The organism is Butyrivibrio sp. (assembly GCF_017940685.1).
GTDB lineage: Bacteria > Bacillota > Clostridia > Lachnospirales > Lachnospiraceae > Butyrivibrio.
In genome coordinates, this window is record NZ_JAGAYD010000087.1 from 1 (window position 1) to 2,075 (window position 2,075).

3 protein-coding genes and 1 pseudogene are annotated in these 2,075 nt (G+C 44.3%); all 4 read right to left on the minus strand.

The genetic code is table 11. The features are described 5' to 3' along the window. Positions 1 to 126: 126 nt before the first annotated feature. A pseudogene (locus J6I68_RS05655) lies at positions 127 to 861 on the minus strand (type IV secretory system conjugative DNA transfer family protein); the annotation flags it as partial. Then, positions 858 to 1,343, minus strand: coding sequence for a PcfB family protein (locus J6I68_RS05660; RefSeq protein WP_292218357.1), 486 nt, complete (start codon positions 1,341 to 1,343; stop codon positions 858 to 860). The pseudogene J6I68_RS05655 and the gene J6I68_RS05660, both read right to left, overlap by 4 nt. Continuing rightward, on the minus strand, positions 1,340 to 1,528 hold the full coding sequence (locus J6I68_RS05665; RefSeq protein ID WP_292218359.1) for a hypothetical protein: 189 nt from the start codon (positions 1,526 to 1,528) through the stop codon (positions 1,340 to 1,342). The genes J6I68_RS05660 and J6I68_RS05665 overlap by 4 nt, the downstream gene beginning before the upstream one ends. 63 nt (positions 1,529 to 1,591) lie before the next feature. After that, the coding region (locus J6I68_RS05670; protein ID WP_292218361.1) for a DUF5688 family protein at positions 1,592 to 2,075 on the minus strand (484 nt) is incomplete at its 5' end.

Consider the following 2,075-nt stretch of genomic DNA (forward strand, 5'->3'; position numbering starts at 1 on the left):
CTAATGCACGCCCGTCAAGGGTAGGCGTTTCAGGGCGTTACTCCCTCATTCCACCTATCAAGCTATCAGTTCACAGGCTGATAGTTCCCTGCCTGTGCGCAGACTTTTTACCGCCTGCGAACAAGTCGCACTCTCCCAAAATTCATCACCGCCCTTACCTTCACCTTTTGTGTTGGCAATGAGTGCAGTCACAAGCTTTAAGATATCCTTCTCCGAATGAATATAGGAGAAAGGATTATAATGCATCGACTTCTTAAAGTTGATGGTATTAAACACCTTAATGTTGTAACCAGCCTCTACAAATGCATTACCCACTTCGTTGATGACGGTTCCCTTTGGATCTGTCAGTACATATGAACTATGCATCTGGAGAAGATTCGGCTTTATAAAAAAACGTGTTTTACCTGAACCGGAACCGCCTACTACAAGGACGTTTTTGTTCCTGGCATACTTGGGTTCCTTGGGACGAGAGTTCATAGTCATGCGCTCTGTCTGGGATAGAATGATGTTGTTTTCAAATTTCTCATCCATAAAAGGCTCTATGTCTTCTCTTTTGCCCCACCGGGCTGAGCCATATTCTTTGTCATGACGAAATTTCTTTGCATTCTTACCCTTGATATAAACCGCAAGCCTTAAGGCTGCACCAAAGAAGATTCCCACCATAAGATCAAAGGGCTGCAGACTCGGCAATATGTTTGCAAAGGCAACTTTAAAACCGCCATACAAAATAAGCCCCTGCATCTTCTCCGACATGTTACTGCCCCAAGAGATTCGCCATGCTTCACCTAAGTTCGTGCAAAAGAGTCCTACCAAAACATAGGGGATGTTGAGGATAATCAGCTTCTTTGTTTTCCCACTCATCGCACATTCTCCTTTTTCTTTTCCACTTCTTTTCTAGGCTTTTTGGCTATCTCCGCTTTCAGCTTTTTTAACTTCTCCAGAGTGCTGGGACGTTCCCTCACCTTCGTTTTTTTTACAATCTTCTTTGTGTACTGATCCAGCACTGCCTGAATAGCATCTGTATCTCTGGCTTTGAAGAAAACTGTATATCGAGGTTTATCCTTGCCAGCTGACTTGTCTTTTACAATGGCAAAATCAACACCATACTTACCGGCAATCTTCTTGAACTGCCTCATGGACTCGCCACTGACTTCAAGGCTTGTAACACCCTGATTCTGCTTAACAAGCTGCTTGACTGACTGCTTACCCTGGATAGGTGTATTCTTTTTCTTTGCTCTATGGGCAAGGTAAGCCTTAAGAGCTCTGACAAGAACTCTGACTGTGGGCTTTGCTCCATAATGAAAAGCGAAGCGAATACTCTCTTTTGATACCTCTTCATTCAAGCAGCTTCACCCCGTCTCTGACTTAAGATTTGTGCCATGCAAGGGAAACAAAATGGTCTGCCCTTCCCATAAACACAGGGAGTCTTACAGTTGCAGGGATTAGTTCCTGCAAGGGATGGTTCTGTGGTATTGCCGCAAAAGGTCTTTCCTTTACCATACTGTTTTCTGTTATGATGCTTAGACATTTTCCACCTCCAAAAGATAAGGTGCCAGCTGCTATTGCAACTGACACCCTTATTGCTTACAGATTAAAGCTCAGGTCCATTCTTGGACTTGTGCTTATCTACAGGATCTTTCTTAGGCTGCTTTGCAATCTTCTCCTTCTCAGCCTTGAGTTTTGCAAGAGTTGAAGGCTTCTCCTCATGCTCACCTTCTCTTGTCTCCTCTTTTTCCGGAGACTTGATCACATCCCTTTCCTGGGCACGAACCTCAAATTTCTCCGCAAGCTCGAATACCTTTTCCTTTGAATCGTAGTGATAAACGCTGTCGGTAAGCTTATCTTCCGGTGCAACCTGTGTTGCATTGACCTCTCTTACCATCTGCTCCAGAGCTGCCCTGTCGAACTGTCCATTGTCCTTCACAAGCAAAATCTCATGGATAGATGAAGGTAAAATGTAGAAGTCACCACCGAGCTTTTCTGCAGCCTCATCCATGAAGTTCTGGTATGCAAGTACACTTGCTCCCTGAACCTTATCAGGTACTGTTGCTACATAAATTGGCTCATCAGGTACA

Excerpts from the sequence above, each read along its gene's own strand:
- J6I68_RS05665 (WP_292218359.1), bottom strand. The coding sequence starts at position 1,528 with ATGTCTAAGCATCATAACAGAAAACAGTATGGTAAAGGAAAGACCTTT.